The following is a 16,960-nucleotide window of genomic DNA, read 5'->3' as shown; positions in this document are numbered from 1 at the left end:
CTCAGCCGACCTTGCGGCCCCGCATCGGTTCCGTGTCCTCCCCGGCGCCCTGCCGCACGCCCAGCAGGAACTCCTCCACCACCTGCGTCGCCGTGTGCTCCGGCCGCCAGCCGAGCTCCACGCGCGCACGCGTGCAGTCCATCAGCGGCAGCCTCAGCACCGCGTCGAACAGATGCGGCGAGGCGGGCAGCAGGCGCAGCCCCCAGGCGGCGGCGACCGCCGAGCGGGCGGCGGTGCGCGGCAGCCGCACCCGGCGCGTCCCGAGCATCTCCCCGAGCAGCTCCGCGTCGACCGCCGGCTCCGCGGCGAGGTTGAAGGCCCCCCGCGCCTCGGCGGACAGCACGGCCAGCCGGTAGGCGTGGGCCGCGTCGTCGGTGTGCAGCGCCTGCACCCGCAGTCCCGGAACGTCCGGGAGGGCGGGCAGCAGATCGGGCCGCGCCAGGGGGCCCGGCAGGAAACGGCCGCCGAAGATACGGCGCTGCTCGCTCCCCGACTCCCGCTTGAAGAGGAACGCGGGCCGCATCCGCACCACCCGCGTCCCCGGGTGATCACGCTCGAACGTGTCCAGGGCCCGTTCCAGGTACGCCTTCTCCCGGCAGTACGCGGCGTCCGGCCAGCCGTGCGTCGGCCACGACTCGTCCACCGCGTGGTCCTTCGGACCCGGTGAGTACGCCCCGACCGACGAGGCGTGCACCAGCGCCGGCACCCCCGCCTCGGCCACCGCGTCGAACACCCGCATGCTGCCGAGCACGTTGGTGCGCCAGGTGGTCGCCGGATCGTGCGTCGGCTGGAACGCCCACGCCAGATGGATCACCGCGTCCGCGCCGGTGAACTCCCCGACGAGATCGGACCGGTCCGAGGCCAGGTCCACCGCCGACCACTCGGTCTTCGGGGGCGACAGGTCGGGGATCCGCCGTGCCAGGCCCCGCACGGAGCCGACCTCCGGTTCCTGCGAGAGGACCTGCACCACGCTGGTCCCGACGTTGCCGGTGGCGCCCGTGACGACGACCCTCATGCCCGCTGTGCTGCTCACCTTCCCGCTCCTCTCGGCCGGCTGCTCCGCGGGTCGGCCGAGTACCCACCGGCCGAAGGCGTGCACGCCCGTCGGACGGGCCGAGCCGTGCGCCGCTGTCGTCGCTCGTGTCCGGCACACCACGAAGGGGAGCGCTCTCGAAGTCGAGCGACGCCCGGAGCGGGGCAAAAGGGAAGCCCCGACCGCGACGGGGGAATCACGGCCGGGGCGGCTCGGTGGTGGGCGCGGACGGCGGTCGCCTCTCGGCGAAAGGCTCCACAGGGCTTCAGCCGAACGATCGTCCCCGTGGGCGGATGGTGAGGCCCGGGGACACTGTCCCGTCCGCACCCACGATCGGTTCAACGGAGAACCACCTCCGGGTGTTCCGCGTCCGGCCGCTCGGGGGCGTGACGTGTGTCACCGGCCCCGGGTACCACCGTCGAGTTCGGCCCAGAGGTTCTCGGCCTGGAGCACCAGCGTGCCCAGGACGGCCGTCCGCGCGGCGCCCCGTCCGGCCTGTTCGCGCAGCCCGTCCTGGAGTTTTCCGTGCAGGTCCCGCATGACCGCCTCGGTCCGCTCGTCCAGGAGGGCGTCCCCGTGGGTGCCGCCGGCCGGCAGCCGTTCGGCCTCCGTGTGGCAGGCGTCGCCGATCAGCTCCAGCAGTTCCGCGTAGCAGCGCAGCACCGCGGCGTCCGGAGCGGCGGGCGTACGGTCCTCGTCGGCGGCCACCGCGAGCGTGCGGGTCAGCGCCGTGACGTGTCCGGTGACGCGGCTGAACCGCTCGTCCTCGTCCTCCGGCGGCAGCGCCGCCGTCGGCGCCCGGTACAGGGCGCGCAGGGTGCCCGAGGTCAGCCGCAGGCTCTCCCTGCTCCAGCCGCGGGCCGAGCGCAGCGCCTCCAGACGGTCCTGCAGTCGCGCCGCGGCACCGAGCCGGCCCGCGGCGGTCTGCGCGTCCCACTCGCCCTCGCGCAGATCCCCGGCGACGGCGTGCAGCACGTCACCCGCCTCGCGGGCGAGCGCCGCCAGGTTCTCCCGTACGTCCCGCAGGTGGATCGGCGGCAGGACCAGCGCGTTGACGGCGACGCCGATGACCGCGCCGAGCGCCGCCTGCCCCAGCCGGTGCCCGACGGCGACCGCGCTCACCGTTCCCGTGGCGATCGTGAAGACGGCCGTGGTGGCGGCGTAGACGCCCTGGTCGCCGAAGCGCGGCCAGTTCGACAGCAGCATCAGCACCGGCAGGCACAGTGCCAGGGCGCCCGTGGTGTCGCCGGTGACCGCCTGCGCCCCCGACGCCACGAGGGCTCCCACGCAGATCGCCGTGAACTGCCGCGCCGCCTGCACCAGCGAGCTGTAGACGGTGGCCTGCACCAGGACCAGCGCCACCCAGGGCGCCATCAGGGCCATCGGGTCGCCGAGCCACACCTGCGCCAGCAGCCAGGCCAGCAGCGCCGCCGCGGCGGCCTTCAGCGACTGGACGAGCAGATCCCGCTCCCGCCCGGGTCCCCGCCACGCGGCCCGCGCCGCCCGGCCGACGGACCGCACGTCCCACCGCACGGCGTCCCGCACCCGCGCCACCGGAGCCGTCCGCCCCGCGGCGTCATCCTGTCCGCTCTCTTCCCGCACACACGTCATGCCCCGCGGGTATCCCGGCCCCGGGGGATCTCATGCCAGGGGACTGTCCGACAGCGACGCCAGCAGATGGGCCGGGTCGTCGTAGACCGCGTCCGCGCCGGCCTCCTCCAGGTCGGCGCGCGGGATGCCGCCGCACAGCACGCCCACGCAGCGCACACCGGCACGGCTGCCCGCCTGCATGTCCCACACCGTGTCACCGACGAACACCGCCCGCTCCGCGGGCACCCCGGCCAGCTCCAGGGCGTGCTCGACGGGCTCCGGCGCGGGCTTGCCCTCCGCCACGTCGTCGGCGCTCGCCGTCGCGCCGATCGCCTCGTCCGCGTCGATCGCCCGGCGCAGCGCGCTCAGCTCGGCACCGCCCGCCGAGGTGGCGAGCACCACCGTCCAGCCGTCCCGGTGCAGCCGCTCCAGCAGCCGGCCGGCGTCCGGCAGCGCGGGCAGCCGGTCGAAGTACTGCCCGTACAGCGCCTTGTGCGCCGCGCTCAGCTCGTCGTCGCGGCCGGTGTCCCGGTCCTCGCCCAGCAGATGGGCGACCAGACCGGAGGAGGGCAGCCCCACGGCCCGGTGGACGGCGTGCATCGGCACCCGGTGGCCCGCCTGCCGGAAGGCCTCCCACCAGGCCGTCACATGCAGGTGGTTGGTGTCGACCAGAGTGCCGTCGACGTCGAACACGGCCGCCCGTTCCATACGCGCTCCTTCCTCGGGAGCGGTACGGGTACCACCCCGGCCGTCCGTCACTCCGGAGGGCGCCTCCCGCTCCGGGGCCACGCCGGCGGCTCGTCCACGGGCCGGGCGGTGACCACCCGGCCCGACGGCCCCCGGTGCTCCGGCGCGGTGCCCGAGGACGCCGGAGCGCGGGCCGCGCACCGCGGCCGCCGCCCGGCGGGCCGTCCTCGCTCCGGAGTTCCCGGGGCGCGTACGGCCGTACGGCGGACGCGGAGGTTGGCCCCGCGCCCGCCGGGGTACTGCGATGCCTCGCACCCACCGTCGCCGACCAGGAGGTCCGCATGTCCGTCCCCACCACCCCGAGCAGCAAGGTCGCCGTGATCACCGGCGCGGACTCCGGCATCGGCCGGGCCACCGCCGTACGCCTGGCCGCCGAGGGCATGGACGTGGGCATCACCTGGCACGGCGACCGCGAGGGCGCCGAGGAGACGGCGCGGGAGTGCCGGGCGCACGGGCGGCGGGCCGAGGTGGCGCACCTGGACCTCACCCGGCTGCCCGCCGCCGCGGACACCGTCGACGAGCTGTGCGACCGTCTGGGCCGTGTCGACGTGCTGGTCAACAACGCCGGCACGGGCACGATGACGCCCTTCCTGGACCTGGAGCTGTCGAAGGTGCGCGAAGTGCTCGACGTGGATCTGATCGGCCCGTTCCTGTGCGGGCAGAAGGCGGCGCGGCACATGATCCGGCAGGGCGACGGGGGCCGCATCGTCAACGTGACGTCCGTGCACGAGCACCAGCCCCGCGTGGGCGCCGCACCGTACTGCGCCGCCAAGGGCGGCCTCGGGCTGCTCACCCAGGTGATGGCGCTGGAGCTCGCCGAGCACGGCATCACCGTCAACGCGGTCGCCCCCGGCGAGATCGCCACGCCCATGACCGGCCAGGAGGACACCGACCCGCACACCGAGAGCCGCCCCGGCGTCCCCCTCGGACGGCCCGGTGACGCCCGTGAGGTCGCCGCGGTCATCGCCTTCCTCGCCGGACCCGACGCCTCCTACGTCACCGGTGCCTCCTGGAGCGTGGACGGCGGAATGCTCCGGATGGGTCCGCAGGCCGGGTCGCACCTGACGGGCGACGACTGGCGGCGGCCCTGAACGCGGGCGCGCCCGCACGCCGCGCTCGCACCGTTCGCGCTCTACCCTCGATGCATGACCGAAAGCGCGAGCCCGTACATGTCGCATCCGCGGATCATGGTGCTCGGGGTACAGCCCGGGACTCCGCCGTTCCGGATCGTGGAGATCGACGGACAGGTGGTCGGCGAGGCGAAGACCGTCACCGACGTGCTGCACGCCGCCGCCGCGTTCGGGATCACGGTCCATGACCTGGACGACCCGGACGTGGTCCGCTGGGTGGGCGGCGACAAGTTCACCTGGACCCTGCGCGGGGCCCCGCACACGCACGAACGGCCCTGACCCCCGCGGGAGGGACGCCTCAGGGGGTCAGGCCTTCGGGCGGCGCGCGTGCACGGCCCGGCTCAGGCGGCGGCCCACGAGCAGGTACCCGAGCAGCGCCCCGCCGGTGTTCAGGATGACGTCGTCGACGTCGAAGGCGCGTCCGGTCACCAGGGCGCCCTGCGCGAACTCCACCAGCAGCATCACGACGGCCGTCAGCACCAGCACCCGCAGGAATCCGCGCGTGCGCGGTGCGACGACCGGCGCGAGCACGCCGAAGGGCACGCCGAGCAGGATGTTGCCGCCGATCTGACGCACGGCGTCACGCAGCGCGGGCTGGTCCAGGTAGGCCCGCAGCGAGTGGCCCGGACGCAGATTGGTGTGGGTCAGCGCCTCCGAGGCGGGGGAGGGGTGCAGGGTGAGCCGGGCCAGGACCACGGCGAAGGCGACCATGAACACGAAGGCGCACAGCATCGCCAGCAACCGCGGGATCAGCGGCAGCGGGCGCCGCTCCGGAGCGTCCTCCGCGGTGCCGCGCCCGGACGGTCGCGGACGCCGGTGGAGCAGGGAACGCGGACGTGGGACGGCGCGGGCCATTCGGTCCTCCAGTAGTCAACTTCCTTGTGTGGTACGCCGGTTACCCCCGGCTGTGCGGGTCAGTCGCCGTAGCTGACCCGCACCTCCTCGAACCCCAGGGAGCGCAGCAGCCCTTCGAGCATCTCCGTGGTGTTGGTCTCGGCCCGGGCGACGAGTCCGCTCTCCTTCGCCGCGTCGCCGATGTGCCGCACGGCGAGCTTCTGGACGGCCTGTTCGCTGCCCGGGTTGTCCGAGAAGAGGTCGCCGAGCCGGTCGAACAGCCCGCGCTGCTTGGACACGGCGTAGGAGCGCTCGGGGTCCAGGGCCGGCTTGTCCAGGCGGGCGTGGGGCAGCCGCAGCGTGGCGGACGTGCGGTCGTCGTCGACCCGTACGTCGTCCTCGTCCAGCTTCCCGAGGTCGACGTAGGCGTCGACGCTCCCCGCGCCCACGTACAACGTGCGGCTGCCGCGGACGGCGTCCGGCAGGAACTTCGCGTCCTTCTCCAGGTCCACCACCACCTGGAAGTTGCCCGAGGCGGCGTCGTAGCGGCTGATGTCCTGGACGGACTCCAGGAGCGCGGGTCCGGAGCGGTCCTCGGTCTCCGTGCCGAACAGGTCCTTCAGGCCCGGCAGCACGCTCATCCGGAGCCCGGCGAACAGCACGACGAGCAGCAGCACCACCGCGCCGAGCGCCTTCGCCCATCCGGGCAGGCGCGCGGTCGGTCCCTTCACGGGAGTCGTCATGGCGACGGCCCTCCTTCCTCCTGACCGCATGCCCCCCGGTTCCCGGGTCAGACAAGGGAGTCGAGGAACGGGCGACCGCACCGGGAGCACGGAGGGGCGCACGGTGGGCGCCGGGTCGCGGACCCGGTGGTCAGACCGGGCCGGAGGCGGTCCCGGGCTGTTCCAGGGCCGCGTCCAGGGTCGGCCACGGCGGCAGCAGACGGGACGTGCCGGTGATCCGCAGCATGCGCAGGGTCAGCGGGTGGGTGCACACGAGGCGCAGCCGGTCGGGGCCGTCCGTGATCCGCTGCCGGGCCCGGTACAGCAGGCGCAGCCCGGAGAGGTCGAAGAACTCGACGTGGGTCAGGTCGATCACGATCCGGGCGTCCGGTTCGGCGGTCGCCGTGTCCAGGTGCGGGGCGATCTCCGCGGCCGCGGCGATGTCGATCTCACCGCGGAACTCCAGCACCGTGTGTCCCCGGTCGTGGCGGACGCGCAGGTGCCGGGTCAGCGGTGCAGGTTCGTACCGCACCACGTCATCGCCTCCAGCCTGCTCCGTGCAACGGGGAGCGGACCGGCCCCAACACCGGCCCCCTCCTTGCAAGTTACCTTCGGTCGAGTGCATTTGAGCATGTTCGATTGACATATGTCTTCCAATTGCGACCGAGTTCTTCCGAACCGGTCGGTCGGTCCCGGAAGCCCTCGTCGGAGCGTGACGGAACCCTCACTTCAGGCAGCGGACGAACTTGATCCACAGGGCTGCCGACCCGATAAGCTCCTTGTCAGCGCCGCGAGTTGACCGACCTCGCGACGGGTCGCTTCGTGGTGCGTACGCATGAGGGCGGTCCCCGTCGCACACCCCCCATTGCACACCCCCCCATGTTGCTTCGAAGGATGCAGATGGAACTCGCCACTCCGCCACCGGCGGCGCGGGCCCCTGTCGCCCGGTACGGCTGGTGGCTGATGCCGCTCGGCCTCGGCGGCGGGACGGTCGCCGCCGCGTCGATGAGTCCGGACCGGATCGGCACGGCCGTCCTCGGCGCCGCCGCGACGGCCGCCTGCTCCGTGTGCGTACGGCTCATGCTCCGGTACCGGATCCGGCTGCTGCGCGCGGAGGACGCCCACCGCGCCTCGCAGGCCGAGCACACCCGGCGGTGGCAGCAGCACATGGCGGACCAGGAGCGGAGGTTCACCGCCGAACGCACCACCCGGGAGCAGGAGTTCGAGGAGCGGCTGGCCGGACAGGCCAGGACCTACGAGGCGCGGCTCGCCGAGGAGGCCGAGGCCCGGCGGGAGCAGCTGGCCCACCAGCTGTCCGCGGTCGCCCGCCTCGCCGACGAGCAGCTCCCGGAGGCGATCGGACGGCTGCGCGCCGGTGACGCCATCGACGACCTGCTGCCGGGCGTCGACCAGTGCGCGAAGGTCGGCGCCGCCCTCCAGACCGAACTCCGCAAGCTGCTGCGCACCGCGCTGATCGGCCTGGAGGAGGAGTTCGACCGCTCCACCTCCGCCGAGCAGGCCGTCATCAGCATCGGCAACCGCATCCACGTACTGACCAGCAAGCTCCGCGGCCGGCTCCACGAGATGCAGGGCGAACACGGCCGGCTGCCCGCCGTCGCCCGGGGGCTGATGGAACTCGACCAGGAGATCGGCCCCGCCGACTGCCTGGCCGCCAGCATCGGCGTCCTCGGCGGTTCCGACCGGCCCGGCAGGCAGTGGCAGGAGCCGCAGCGGCTGCTGAGCGTGGTGCGCGGCGGCATCGGCCGGATCAAGGACTTCCACCGCGTCCAGCTGAGCCGGCTCCCCGAACTCGGCGTGGACGGCGGACTGGTGGACCACCTCACGCTGATCTTCGCCCACCTGCTCGACAACGCGGCCCGCTACTCACCGCCCTCGGAACCCGTGATGGTCTCCGGCCGCGAGGTCCCCAACGGCGTCGGCATCGAGATCCAGGACTCCGGCAAGGGCCTGAGCGAGGAGAAGAAGCGCGCGGCCGAACACGCCCTCGCGGGCACCGCGCCCGGGGCGGGCATCGGTGGCATCACCGAGGACGCCAACATCGGTCTGCGGGTCGTCGGCATCCTCGCCCGCCGCTACGGCATCCGCGTCACCTTCGCGGACTCCCCCTGGCTCGGCACCTCCGTGGTGGTCGTCGTACCGCACAAGTACTTCAGCCCGCTGCCCGCGACCACCGCGGCGGAGCTCCCCACCGAGCCCGGCCCGGCGTCGTCGGCCACCACCGCCGGACCGGCCCCGGACGCATCCGCCGAGCCCGCCGACACCACCCCCGGCGGACTGCCCCGCCGCCGCTCCAGGCGGACCGGCGCGGACGCCCCGGAGCCCCTCGCACCGGCCGGGCCGACGACGGGCGCCGCCGTGGCCGCCGTACCGCCGGACGCCTCCTTCACCGGCCTCGCCGCCTTCGCCACCGCCGGACGCGCCGGCGACCCGGCGCCCCGGACGCCCGGCGTCCGTGACACCCCCACCGGACGTGAGTCCACCGAGCACCACACCGAAGAGAGCGACCAGACCACATGACGCAGCAGGGAACCGACGTGAGCTGGGCGCTCCGCGACCTCGTCGAGAGCATCCAGGAGATCCGCTTCGCCCTCGTGGCCTCCAGCGACGGCAAGGCCATCACCTCCTACGGGGCGGACGACCCCGACGACGTCGACCGCTTCGCGGCGGTGGTGGCCGGCCTGCAGGCCCTGGCCCAGCCGGTCGCCGAGCAGTTCCCCGCCTACGCGGGACAGCTGCGGCTGGCGATGATCGAGGTCGACGGCGGCCACCTCTTCGTGGTCCGCGCCGGCGTGGAGACCTACCTCGGCGTCCTCGCCCGGGAGGGCCTGGACCAGGGACTGCTCGGACACCAGATGAGGGACCTCGCCCGCAGAATGGGCGAGCTCCTCGGGACCACTCCGCGCCTGGAGGAGCACTCTGGATGAGTGCTCCCCGCCGGCCGGCGGACCCGTCCGGTCTCGAGCGCTACTACGTCCTCACCGGAGGGCGCAGCGGACCGGGCGGCTCGGCGGCCGGACTCGACGTGGCGACCCTCGTCGTCTCCCGCCCGGGCTCCGTCCCGGGCCTGCAGCACGAGCACGAGGAGATCGTCCGGCGCTGCCGTGAGCCGCTCTCGGTCGCCGAACTCGGCGCCCACCTCGGGCTGCCGTTCAACATTCTCGCGGTGCTGCTGTCGGACCTGCTGGACGCGGGCCGGGTCGAAGCCCGTGACCCCGTCCCGGCACACGTCGCCGGGCGCGGGCCCGACCTCGCGCTCCTTGAGGAGGTACTCAGTGGACTTGAAAGGCTTTGACCGGCCCGGCCGGCACGGGGGCGGGGACATCCGCTCGGTGAAGGTGATGATCGCCGGCGGCTTCGGCACCGGGAAGACCACCATGGTCCGCTCGGTCAGTGACATCAGGCCGCTCACCACCGAGGAGACGCTCACCCAGGCCAGCGCCGGCGTCGACGACCTCATCGGGGTCGCCGACAAGTCGCAGACCACCGTCAGCCTGGACTTCGGCAAGATCGGCCTCAACGACAGCCTGGTGCTGTACCTGTTCGGCACGCCCGGACAGGAGCGGTTCTGGTTCCTGTGGAACGGGCTGTTCAAGGGGGCGCTCGGCGCGGTCGTCCTGGTGGACACCCGGCGGCTGGCCTCCAGCTTCCGGGCGATCGAGGAGATGGAGCGGCAGCAGGTGCCCTTCGTCATCGCCCTCAACGTCTTCCCCGACTCCAAGGACTTCCCGGTCGAGGAGATACGGGACGCCCTGGACATCCCCGCGCACATCCCGGTGGTGTCCTTCGACGCCCGTGACCGTGCCTCCAGCCGTGACGTGCTGGTCGCCCTGATCCGGCACCTGAAGGAACGCTCGGTCGTCGCCGGGGAGTCCCGATGAACGACCCGGACACCCCCCGCGGCTGCCCCGTCGCCCACCACGGCGCGGAGCCCGTCCGGCTGTACGGGCCGGAGGCGGCCACCGACCCGGCCGGCGTGTACGAACGGCTGCGCGAGGAGCACGGCCCGGTGGCGCCCGTGCTCCTGGAGGGCGAGGTGCCGGCCTGGCTGGTGCTCGGCTACCGGGACGCCCGCCGGGTGCTGGACAACCCGCGCCAGTTCACCCGGGACGCCCGCATCTGGCGGGACCGGATCGACGGCCGTGTCGACGAGAACTCACCGCTGGTCCCGATGCTCGGCTGGCGTCCCGACTGCGTCTCCCAGGACGGCGAACCGCACCGCAGGCTCCGCGCGGCCGTCACCGACGCCCTCCAGGCGGCGGCCGGCCGCGGCATCCGCCGGCACGCCACGCACTACGCCAACAAGCAGATCGACGCGTTCGCGGACACCGGGCGCGCCGACCTGGTGCACGACTACGCCGATTACCTGCCGATGCTGGTGCTCAGCCGCCTGCTGGGGCTGCCCGAGGCGGAGGGGCGCGACCTGGTCGAGTCCTGCGCACAGGTTCTCAAGGGCGGCGAGGACGCCGTCGCCCACGACGCGCGCATCCAGGAGATCCTCGGCGAACTCGTCGTGCGCAAACGCTCCGAGCCCGGCAGCGATCTCGCCACCGCCCTGCTGGAGCACCGCGCAGGGCTCGACGAGGACGAGGTCGTCAGCCATCTGCGTCTGGTGCTGATCGCCGCGCACACCACCACCAGCAACCTGCTGGCCCGGGTGCTGCAACTGGTCCTCAGCGACACCTCGCGGCTCTCCGGGCTGATCAGCGGCCGGCTGAACGTCTCCGAGATCGTGGAGGAGGTCATGTGGGACAGCCCGCCGCTGGCCGTCCTGCCGGGCCGCTTCGCCGCGAGCGACCTGGAACTCGGCGGTCACCGCGTCCAGGAGGGCGACCTGCTGGTGCTGGGGCTCGCCGCGGGCAACCGGGACCCCGAGATCCGTCCGGACGCCGGGGTGTCCGTCCAGGGCAACCAGGCACACCTGGCCTTCAGTTCGGGTCCGCACGAGTGCCCCGGACAGAACATCGGACAGTCCCTCGTCGAGATCGCCGTCGACGTCCTGCTGCACCGGCTGCCCGGACTGCGGCTGGCGGTGGAACCGGAGGAGCTCAGCTCGACCGCCTCCACCTGGGAGTCCCGGCTGGACGCCCTGCCCGTCGAGTTCGGCGGGTGACGCCGCTGCCCGGCCCCGGCGGCGGCCGGGCAGCACGGCCGTCTCACACGGTCAGCAGATCGTCCACGGAGCCCCGCCCGGCCTGTTCCGCGGTGGCCACCGGGCCCTCCTTCGCCGCCGCGTACCGGCCGGTGGTCAGCGCCCACTCGTAGTTGCCGTTGATCCAGTGCTGGATGGCCTCCACGCCCCGGCGCACCCGGTCGCGCTCGTCCGCGTCCAGCCCGAGCTCGTCGCACATCCGCGGCACCCGCGCCTCCAGCTCGACGTACTCCGCCAGGCGCGCGGTCGTCATGGTGTACGCCTCGGCGGCGGCCTCCTCCCAGGAGCAGCCCCGCTCCCGGTGCAGGACGGCGACGAGGTTGTGCCCGTCACCGCGGCGCCGCTCCCGCTCGAAGGAGTGGATGTCGTTCATGAACCCGATGGTGTCCGCGGCCAAATCGCGCAGGCGCTCCATCAGCGGATGCGCCATCGCCTGCGCCGGGACCTCGAAGCCGCGGCTGCGCTCGCCCGCGTCGATGCTGTGGTGGATGCCGACGGTACGGCGCCGGAAGGCCGCGTACTCGTCCAGGCCGAGCGTCCCGGCCAGCCCCCGGGCGGCCAGGTCGACCTCCTCGCAGTGCGCCACCAGGAACCGCCCCCAGGAAGCCGCGAACCGGGTCTGCCAGGTCAGGGACATGCCATCCGAGAGATGCGCCCAGACCTGGGCCCAGGCCAGGGTGATGGGGCAGGCGACCCGGGGGGCGCTCCCCGCCGGCCGCAGCGGGGTCACGATCAGTTCCCGGGCCACCTCGGCTATGCGCTCGGCGCGGTCGGGCCGCGCGGGGTCGAACTGGTCGTCGAAGAGGAACGCGAGGGAGAACCAGTTCATCAGGACGACCAGGTCCTCGGCCGAGGCGTGGGGATACGTACGGGCGGCGGCCTGGGACAGGTCCCAGGACCGGTACTCCTCGAAGCCGGCCCGGCTGCGCACCAGCCCCATCTCCCACACCCAGCGCAGATGGCGCGCCCGCGCGTACTCCAGATGGTCGTTGACGGGGGTGTCGAAGGGGAGATCGAACCGTACGTCCTGGGACATGTGTTTCCTTTCGGGAGGCGGAACGCAGAGTCCCCCCGCCCTGCGAGCGGGCGGCCGTGACGACGGCCGCCCGCGCACTCGAACTCGACTTCCTCTTACGGAAGTTGAATCGACAAGCGCTATGAGGATGCCCCAAGATCGAAAAATCCGCACCGTGACGGCCGGTGATCTTCGTTACTGCACGCGGCAGTTGGCGCGCGTACGCTCACGCGTCCCCCGGAAGTCACCTGCCACGGAGCCCGGTTGAATCCGGCGAGCGGGGACAGGTGTCACGTACAGGGCGGGGCGGGAGCGCCCCGCGCCCCCGGACTCCCGAGGAGGAGACATGACCCTGGTGACGGCCGGAGTGGTGGTGCTCGACTGTGCCGAACCCGAGAAACTCGCCGAGTTCTACAAGGAGTTGCTGGGGGCGCGGGACGTCGACGCCCACGTCAACCGGGTGGAGATCCGGGCCGCCGACGGTTTCCGCCTGGCGCTGCGCCGCGACGTGAACGCGACCGCCCCGAGCTGGCCCCGTCCGGAGAACTCCCTCCAGGCGCACCTGGAGTTCGTGGTGGACGACCTGGACACGGTGGAACGCCTGATCGTGGGCCTCGGCGGGCGCCCGATGGAGACGGGCGACACCTCGGGACCCACCGGGGAACGCGGCTACGCCGACCCGGCGGGCCACTCCTTCACCGTCCGCCGGGGCACGTCGACGGCGCCCAAACAGGGCTGACCCGCCGTCGGGGGACGGCGGGCCGGCCGTACGGACGCGTCAGTCGCGGCCGCCCTTGTCCGGGACCGGCCAGGTGCCGGTGGAGCGTTCGATGGCCTTGGCGCCGGCCCGGTCCACGGCACTGCGCACCACCGCGAAGATGGCGCCCTGGATCGCCGCGGCCAGCAGGATCTCCCCCCAGCGGCGGTCCCGGTCCAGCGCGTCCGGCGCGTCGTCCTCGTGCCGGATCACCTTCCAGGTCTTCTGGAACGCCATTCCCGCCATGGTGCCGCTGGTCCAGCCCAGCACGAAGCCGATCGGCTTGTACGCCAGGGGGAGCTTCTTCTTCGCCATGTGGATCTCCTAGCTCGGCTGCGTCGTCTCTCGTCGGTGGGTGGAGTGCCGGCGGACGGACCGGCGGTCAGGGGTGGTCAGGGGCGGCCCCGTGCCGGCACCTCCTCACCGGCCCGCACCGGACCGGGCGCGGTGCCGTCCCCGAACGGCCGGCCGCCCAGCTCCGCACGGTGGTGGGGCGCGGTCCAGCCGGACAGGTCGGGACCGAGGGGCACGATGCCGGAGGGGTTGATGCCGGTGTGCACCCGGTAGTAGTGCCGCTTGATGTGGTCGAAGTCCACGGTGTCGCCGAAACCGGGCGTCTGGTACAGGTCGCGGGCGTACGCCCACAGCACCCGGTTCTCCGTCAGCTTCCACCGGTTGCACTTGAAGTGGCCGTGGTACACCGCGTCGAACCGCACCAGCGTGGTGAACAGCCGGATGTCCGCCTCGGTGATGGTGTCGCCGACCAGGTACCGCTGCCGCTCCAACCGCCCCGCCAGCAGCTCCAGCCGCCGGAACAGGGCCGTGCACGCGGCCTCGTACTCCTCCTGGTCCGTGGCGAAGCCCGCCCGGTACACGCCGTTGTTGACGTCCTGGAAGACGTCGTCCGTCACCGCGTCGATCTCCTCGCGCCGCGCCCGCGGATACAGGTCGGGCGCCCCCTCGCGGTGCAGGGCCGTCCACTCGGTGGCGAGGTCCAGGGTGATCTGCTGGTAGTCGTTGGTGACCAGCTTCCCGCTGGGCACGTCCACGACCGCCGGCACGCTCACCCCGCCCGGGTACTCCGTCTCGCGCCGGTCGTACGCCTCGCTCAGGTACCGGATGCCGAGCACCGGGTCGCGGCCGTCCGGATCCAGGGTGAAGCGCCAGCTCCGGTCGTCCTGGACCGGGTCCGTGACGGCCAGGGAGAGCGCGTCCTCCAGCCCGAGCAGCCGCCGGGACACCAGCGCCCGGCTCGCCCACGGGCAGGCGCGGCTCACCACGAGCCGGTACCGCCCGGCCTCCACCGGCCACCCGTCCCGCCCGTCCGCCGTGATCCGGTCCGCGAAGTGGGCCTTCGACCTCTTGAACTTCTTCCTGCCGTACGAACTGTTGCCGTCGCCCCCGTCGTCACGGCCCATGGTGCCCTCCTAGTCGCCGTTCGGATGTCCCTGTGACCGCGTTCCCCGTTTTCCGCCGACGGCACGGTATGGCCTGGGCCGACCGGGGCAATCGGCCGAAGGTGAGTACTCGATCGGATCGCAGAACCCGGATCACCGTGCTGGTGGCGCTCGCGGCCAATCTGGTGATCGCCGTCGCCAAGGCCATCGGCGGACTGGCCGCGTCCTCCCCGGCGTTGCTGTCGGAAGCGGCGCACTCGGTCGCCGACAGCCTGAACGAAGTGTTCCTGCTGGCCGCGCTGCGGCGCAGCCGTCGCCCGGCCGACCGCCGTCACCCGTTCGGCTACGGCAAGGAGCGGTTCTTCTGGTCGCTGCTTGCGGCCGTCGGGATCTTCGTGATGGGCGGCTGCTTCTCGTTCTACCAGGGCGTCGAGGCACTCAGGAGCGGGGGCGAGGAGGACCTGGACGGCTATGTCGCCGGACTGGTCGTGCTCGGCGTCGCCCTGCTCGCCGAGGGCGGCTCGCTGCTGCGCGCCCTGTACCAGGTGCGCCGGCAGGGCGGCCTGGGCGGCGGACTGCGTGATCCGGCGCTGCGCACGGTGGTCGCCGAGGACGGCACCGCGGTGGTCGGCGTCACCCTGGCCGCCGTGGGCATGGTGCTGCACATGGTCACCGGACAGGTGGTGTGGGAGGCGTCCGCTTCGCTCGCCATCGGCGGGCTGCTGGTCTACGTCGCCTTCCGGCTCGGCCGCGACGCCCGCGACCAACTGATCGGCGAGGCCGCCGACCCGGAGGCGAGCAACCGGATCCGGGAACTGCTGTGCGAGCAGCCCGAGATCGACAGCGTGGAGGCGCTCTTCACCATGAAGACGGGCCTGGACACCGCCCTGGTGGCCGCCCGCGTCGACCTGGTGCCCGGTATGGACAGCGAGCGGGTGGAGGAGGTCGCCGTACGCATCAAGCGGGCCGTCGCCCGTGCGGTGCCCGAGGCGGAGCAGATCTTCCTCGACGTCACCGAGCGGGGGGACCCGGAGGCGCGGGAGGCATGGGAAAGCCCCGCCGCGACGGGGGAGCGCGGCGGGGCCTGAGGCACGGATGCCCGGCGGCCGGTGCCTCATGCGCACCGGGGCGGGGATTTCTCCCTCCGCCCCCGCCGGACCCGTGTCCGTCAGCCCTGCTCCCGCCGCTCCAGCACGAAGACGGGGATCTCACGGTCCGTCTTCTCCTGGTAGTCGGCGTACGGCGGAAAGGCCGCGACGGCGCGCTTCCACCACTCGGCCTTCTCCTCCCCGGTGACCTCACGGGCCGTCATGTCCCACTTGGCCGGTCCGTCCTGGAGCTCGACGTGCGGGTCGGCCTTGACGTTGTGGTACCAGACCGGGTGCCGGGGGGCGCCGCCCAGCGAGGCGACCGCCGCGTACCGCCCCTCGTGCTCGACCCGCATCAACGGGGTCTTGCGCAGCTTTCCGCTTTTCGCGCCCCGGCTGGTCAGCACGATGACGGGCCTGCCCTGCAGGGTCGTCCCCTTCGTGCCGCCGGAACTCTCGTACAACTCCACCTGGTTGCGCACCCACTGCGTGGGACTGGGGTCATACTCGCCTTGGAGAGGCATGGCATCCATCCCGTCGTTCTCGTGTACCGCGGTCGAGTCGGTCACTCCTGCAACACCACCGCACGCCGGATTCATCCGAACCGGGCCCCGGCCTCGCCGTCCGACGTCTTCGGCGGCACCTGTACCGGGAGGAGGACCGCGCGCCCGAGCCGCCCTCGCCCGGCCGCTCCACCAGGACACGCTCACCGCACCCGTCGCCGGCGCCTCCGGGCCCACCACACCGAGGACGCCGTGGCCGCCGTCGAACCCGAACCGGCCGACGAGGAGCGCCGGCAGCCGTACGTCCCCCGTCCGGTCAGGGCCCGGTGCCCGGCTCCAGCACCGTGAGGAACACCGAGGACGCGTTGCCGGACACCGGGACCGCACCGGCCTTCCACGGCACCTTCAGGGGGTCGCGTTCGTCCGGTGGGGTGACGAGGAGCGCCGCCGGGACGGCCGCGCGGGCCCCGCTGACACCGGTGCTCGCGTAGCGCAGCCCTGCCCAGGCACTGGCGCCGGGCGCCAGGGTGACGGTCTCCGGGTCACCGGGGGTGCGCTTCGGGTCCCGGCCCAGCTGCTCGCCGGCCGCGTCCACGAAGGCGGCGCCCGGATGGCCGTACAGGGTGCAGGTGCGGGAGGAGACGTTCGTCAGCACGACGGGGAAGTTGCGCTGTCCCGCACCCGGGTCCATCCGGCCGACGGCGGCGCTCAGCTCGGCGGTGCGGCACCGGGACGCCGAGCGGTCCGTGGGCCCGGCGGACGTCGGGGACCGGTCGTCCGCGGAACGGGCGGCGTCGCTCGGGACGGCGCCGCGCGGGGAGTCCCCGGCGGTCCGTCCGGCGGACGCGGAGGGCCGCGGGGTGGAGCCCGCCGTTCCGTCCTCGGTGCCGCAGGAGACCAGCGCGCCCGACAGGACCAGCGCGCCCACCACCGACATGCCCGCGTGCCGCGACCCGTTCGCCATGGTCCACCGC

At 73.3% G+C, this 16,960-nt stretch carries 20 protein-coding genes; 9 read left to right on the top strand and 11 right to left on the bottom strand.

Going from position 1 to position 16,960, the window contains the following annotated elements; genetic code table 11:
- Nucleotide 1 precedes the first annotated feature (1 nt).
- From AB0A94_RS11075 to AB0A94_RS11065, 3 genes are all read right to left on the bottom strand, one after another.
- Entirely contained in the window at nucleotides 2-1,033 is a 1,032-nt protein-coding gene (locus AB0A94_RS11075) for an SDR family oxidoreductase (RefSeq protein ID WP_361742150.1), read from the bottom strand.
- 396 nt (nucleotides 1,034-1,429) lie between these two features.
- Nucleotides 1,430-2,644, bottom strand: a complete 1,215-nt coding sequence (locus tag AB0A94_RS11070; protein ID WP_361742147.1) for an aromatic acid exporter family protein — start codon at nucleotides 2,642-2,644, stop codon at nucleotides 1,430-1,432.
- Nucleotides 2,645-2,674: 30 nt separating this feature from the next.
- The gene (locus tag AB0A94_RS11065) at nucleotides 2,675-3,331 is read right to left on the bottom strand and encodes an HAD family hydrolase (protein WP_361742144.1); all 657 of its coding nucleotides are present in this window, start codon (nucleotides 3,329-3,331) and stop codon (nucleotides 2,675-2,677) included.
- Nucleotides 3,332-3,651: 320 nt separating this feature from the next.
- Here AB0A94_RS11065 and AB0A94_RS11060 point away from each other — a divergent pair, with 320 nt between their 5' ends.
- Together AB0A94_RS11060 and AB0A94_RS11055 are read left to right on the top strand one after the other, a co-directional pair.
- Nucleotides 3,652-4,461 (top strand): SDR family oxidoreductase, encoded by an 810-nt coding sequence (locus tag AB0A94_RS11060; protein WP_361742141.1) that lies wholly within the window; start codon nucleotides 3,652-3,654, stop codon nucleotides 4,459-4,461.
- Between the two features lie 54 nt (nucleotides 4,462-4,515).
- A complete protein-coding gene (locus AB0A94_RS11055; RefSeq protein ID WP_361742138.1) occupies nucleotides 4,516-4,779 on the top strand; it encodes a hypothetical protein in 264 nt (87 codons plus the stop codon).
- Between the two features lie 27 nt (nucleotides 4,780-4,806).
- Here AB0A94_RS11055 and AB0A94_RS11050 read toward each other — a convergent pair whose 3' ends face one another.
- The 3 genes from AB0A94_RS11050 to AB0A94_RS11040 form a co-directional block, all read right to left on the bottom strand.
- Entirely contained in the window at nucleotides 4,807-5,355 is a 549-nt protein-coding gene (locus AB0A94_RS11050) for a VanZ family protein (RefSeq protein ID WP_361742136.1), read from the bottom strand.
- A 59-nt stretch (nucleotides 5,356-5,414) separates the two neighbouring features.
- Complete coding sequence (locus AB0A94_RS11045) at nucleotides 5,415-6,077, bottom strand: DUF4230 domain-containing protein (RefSeq protein WP_361742133.1); 663 nt, start codon at nucleotides 6,075-6,077, stop codon at nucleotides 5,415-5,417.
- Nucleotides 6,078-6,207: 130 nt separating this feature from the next.
- Nucleotides 6,208-6,588 (bottom strand): anti-sigma factor antagonist, encoded by a 381-nt coding sequence (locus AB0A94_RS11040; protein ID WP_361742130.1) that lies wholly within the window; start codon nucleotides 6,586-6,588, stop codon nucleotides 6,208-6,210.
- Between the two features lie 368 nt (nucleotides 6,589-6,956).
- Between AB0A94_RS11040 and AB0A94_RS11035 the strand changes: the two genes are divergently transcribed.
- From AB0A94_RS11035 to AB0A94_RS11015, 5 genes are read left to right on the top strand one after another with little or no spacing between them, the layout of a single operon-like run.
- On the top strand, nucleotides 6,957-8,594 hold the full coding sequence (locus tag AB0A94_RS11035; protein WP_361742127.1) for an ATP-binding protein: 1,638 nt from the start codon (nucleotides 6,957-6,959) through the stop codon (nucleotides 8,592-8,594).
- Entirely contained in the window at nucleotides 8,591-9,001 is a 411-nt protein-coding gene (locus AB0A94_RS11030; RefSeq protein ID WP_030821389.1) for a roadblock/LC7 domain-containing protein, read from the top strand. Before AB0A94_RS11035 ends, AB0A94_RS11030 begins: the two co-directional genes overlap by 4 nt.
- Nucleotides 8,998-9,369, top strand: a complete 372-nt coding sequence (locus tag AB0A94_RS11025; protein WP_361742123.1) for a DUF742 domain-containing protein — start codon at nucleotides 8,998-9,000, stop codon at nucleotides 9,367-9,369. Before AB0A94_RS11030 ends, AB0A94_RS11025 begins: the two co-directional genes overlap by 4 nt.
- Nucleotides 9,350-9,955, top strand: a complete 606-nt coding sequence (locus AB0A94_RS11020) for an ATP/GTP-binding protein (RefSeq protein WP_361742120.1) — start codon at nucleotides 9,350-9,352, stop codon at nucleotides 9,953-9,955. The genes AB0A94_RS11025 and AB0A94_RS11020 overlap by 20 nt, the downstream gene beginning before the upstream one ends.
- A complete protein-coding gene (locus AB0A94_RS11015) occupies nucleotides 9,952-11,187 on the top strand; it encodes a cytochrome P450 (RefSeq protein WP_361742117.1) in 1,236 nt (411 codons plus the stop codon). The genes AB0A94_RS11020 and AB0A94_RS11015 overlap by 4 nt, the downstream gene beginning before the upstream one ends.
- Before the next feature lie 43 nt (nucleotides 11,188-11,230).
- Here AB0A94_RS11015 and AB0A94_RS11010 read toward each other — a convergent pair whose 3' ends face one another.
- Nucleotides 11,231-12,262, bottom strand: a complete 1,032-nt coding sequence (locus AB0A94_RS11010; RefSeq protein WP_361742114.1) for a 7-epi-alpha-eudesmol synthase — start codon at nucleotides 12,260-12,262, stop codon at nucleotides 11,231-11,233.
- A gap of 325 nt (nucleotides 12,263-12,587) precedes the next feature.
- On the opposite strand from AB0A94_RS11010, the gene AB0A94_RS11005 reads away from it, so the two are divergent.
- Nucleotides 12,588-12,980, top strand: a complete 393-nt coding sequence (locus AB0A94_RS11005) for a VOC family protein (RefSeq protein ID WP_361742111.1) — start codon at nucleotides 12,588-12,590, stop codon at nucleotides 12,978-12,980.
- A 39-nt stretch (nucleotides 12,981-13,019) separates the two neighbouring features.
- On the opposite strand, the gene AB0A94_RS11000 is transcribed toward AB0A94_RS11005, so the two are convergent.
- Both AB0A94_RS11000 and AB0A94_RS10995 read right to left on the bottom strand, forming a co-directional pair.
- Nucleotides 13,020-13,313, bottom strand: coding sequence for a DUF4235 domain-containing protein (locus tag AB0A94_RS11000; RefSeq protein ID WP_361742108.1), 294 nt, complete (start codon nucleotides 13,311-13,313; stop codon nucleotides 13,020-13,022).
- A 77-nt stretch (nucleotides 13,314-13,390) separates the two neighbouring features.
- Nucleotides 13,391-14,416 (bottom strand): glutathione S-transferase C-terminal domain-containing protein, encoded by a 1,026-nt coding sequence (locus AB0A94_RS10995; protein WP_361742105.1) that lies wholly within the window; start codon nucleotides 14,414-14,416, stop codon nucleotides 13,391-13,393.
- Nucleotides 14,417-14,553: 137 nt separating this feature from the next.
- Between AB0A94_RS10995 and AB0A94_RS10990 the strand changes: the two genes are divergently transcribed.
- A complete protein-coding gene (locus AB0A94_RS10990; RefSeq protein ID WP_361742649.1) occupies nucleotides 14,554-15,483 on the top strand; it encodes a cation diffusion facilitator family transporter in 930 nt (309 codons plus the stop codon).
- An 80-nt stretch (nucleotides 15,484-15,563) separates the two neighbouring features.
- Here the strand turns inward: AB0A94_RS10990 and AB0A94_RS10985 are convergent, their stop codons facing one another.
- Together AB0A94_RS10985 and AB0A94_RS10980 are read right to left on the bottom strand one after the other, a co-directional pair.
- Entirely contained in the window at nucleotides 15,564-16,007 is a 444-nt protein-coding gene (locus tag AB0A94_RS10985) for a nitroreductase family deazaflavin-dependent oxidoreductase (protein WP_361742102.1), read from the bottom strand.
- A 295-nt stretch (nucleotides 16,008-16,302) separates the two neighbouring features.
- Entirely contained in the window at nucleotides 16,303-16,950 is a 648-nt protein-coding gene (locus AB0A94_RS10980; RefSeq protein ID WP_361742099.1) for a DUF4232 domain-containing protein, read from the bottom strand.
- Nucleotides 16,951-16,960 lie beyond the last annotated feature (10 nt).

Source organism: Streptomyces sp. NPDC044984 (assembly GCF_040646935.1).
In the GTDB taxonomy this organism is placed as follows: domain Bacteria; phylum Actinomycetota; class Actinomycetes; order Streptomycetales; family Streptomycetaceae; genus Streptomyces.
The sequence above is the reverse complement of the archived record's forward strand: the minus strand, read 5'-3'. Positions and strand labels throughout refer to the sequence as shown.